The sequence below is a fragment of the Ruegeria sp. P8 genome, assembly GCF_056534665.1.
In genome coordinates this window covers 1-1,840 of sequence record NZ_JBQERC010000053.1, presented here as the reverse complement: position 1 = coordinate 1,840, position 1,840 = coordinate 1, and the positions used below count along the sequence as shown (strand labels likewise).

Annotated in this window: 1 protein-coding gene; it reads left to right on the top strand. The window is 60.5% G+C overall.

Annotated elements, in window-relative coordinates:
• Positions 1-68: 68 nt before the first annotated feature.
• A partial coding sequence (locus ACR0BZ_RS19815) for an ABC transporter ATP-binding protein (RefSeq protein WP_480921077.1) occupies positions 69-1,840 on the top strand: 1,772 nt, incomplete at its 3' end.

Here is a 1,840-nt window from a genome sequence, read left to right as displayed (position 1 = left end):
GTCCTTTAGGCGCGGCGGGATATGGGGTATCTGGGCGTGCGCACCGTTTCACGGATTTGGAGAACGCAATGATGAAGCGCGCCTGGAACAAGTGGCGATCGGGCTATATGGGCCGGCTTGTCGGTGAGAGCTTTTATGCGCAGGGCGGGCTTTACGGCGTTGCGATCCTGGCGATGATCGCGGTGGCGGTCACCACCGCCGGCTCGGCTTACATGATGGAATATATCGTTGATGCCATGACCAGCCCGGAATTGCGGGGATGGGCGCATGTCATTGCGCTGGGGGTTGTGCTTCTGTTCCTGACCAAGGCGGTGGCCTCGTATATTCAGGCCGTCTTTCTGGCGCGCGCGGGCAACCGGATTGTGGCCCAGCAGCAGGAGAAGCTGTACCGCAAGCTGGTCCGGCACGGGGTGTCGTTCTTTTCGACCAATGAATCATCGGATCTGCTGATGCGCACGACCAATGGCGCGCAATCGGCCCGGGGCCTGATCGATGTTCTGGTCACCGGGTTTGTCCGCGATGCCCTGACCCTGGTCGGCCTGATTGTGGTCATGGTGTATCAGCAGCCGGTCCTGTCGGTGATGTTCTTTGTGGTGGGCCCGGTTGCCCTTCTGGGGGTGCGGTATCTGCTGAAAAGCGTCCGCTCGATCATGCAGGCCGAGTTCAAATCGCTGGCCGAGATCATCCGGGTGCTGCAGGAGACCTCGGCGGGGATCAAGGTGATCAAGGTGTTTGCGCTTGAAGATCGCATGATCGACCGAATGGAGACCGCTATCCGGAAGGTCGAACAGCGCTCGAACGACATCGCCCGGCTGCAGGCCATTGCCAGCCCGCTAATGGAGTTTCTGGCCGGTCTGGCGGTTGCCGGGGTTCTCATTGTCAGCACGATGGGCATCGCGGGCACCGAACAGCCGACCGCGGGTCAGCTGATGTCCTTCATCACCGCTTTGCTGATGGCCTATGAACCCGCCAAGCGCCTGTCCAGGATGCGGGTCCAGATTGAAACCTGCATGGTCGGTGTCGGCATGTTGTTCAGCCTGCTGGATCAGGAGGACACGATGGTGGAAAGCCCCCGGGCCCGTGACCTGAGTGACGGCCCCGGACAGATCACGCTGCGCAATGTGACCTTTGGCTATCAGGGTACGGTGCCGGTGATCGACAACATGAGCGCCACTTTCGAGGCCGGGAAAACCACGGCCCTTGTCGGCCAGTCCGGTGGTGGCAAATCCACGTTGTTTGGCCTGATCATGCGGTTTTACGACCCCGATCAGGGCAGCGTCGAGATCGATGGCCAGGACCTGAGGGATGTCAGCTTTGCCTCGCTGCGGCGGAAAATCTCGTATGTCGGTCAGGACACGTTCCTGTTCTCGGCCTCGGTGATGGACAACCTGCGCTGCTCGGCTCCCGAGGCGAGCGATGAAGAGGTGATCGCGGCAGCCCGGGCCGCACATGCGCATCAGTTCATCACCGACCTGCCGCAGGGCTATGAGACCCCGGTGGGCGAAAACGGAACCTTTCTGTCGGGCGGTCAGAAACAGCGCATCGCGATTGCCCGCGCCATTCTGCGCAAGGCCGAAATCCTGCTGCTGGACGAGGCCACAAGCGCGCTGGACGCGGAATCGGAATCGCTGGTCAAAGAGGCGCTGGACGCCCTGACACAGGATGTCACCGTCATCGTCATCGCCCACCGCCTGTCAACCGTGCTGGAGGCAGACAAGATCATCGTCATCCAGGACGGCGCTATCGCCGAACAGGGAAACCTCGACCAACTCATGCAGAAAAACGGACCCTTCAAAAACCTCTTCGACCAACAGTTCAATAAACACAAACAAAAAGTCGC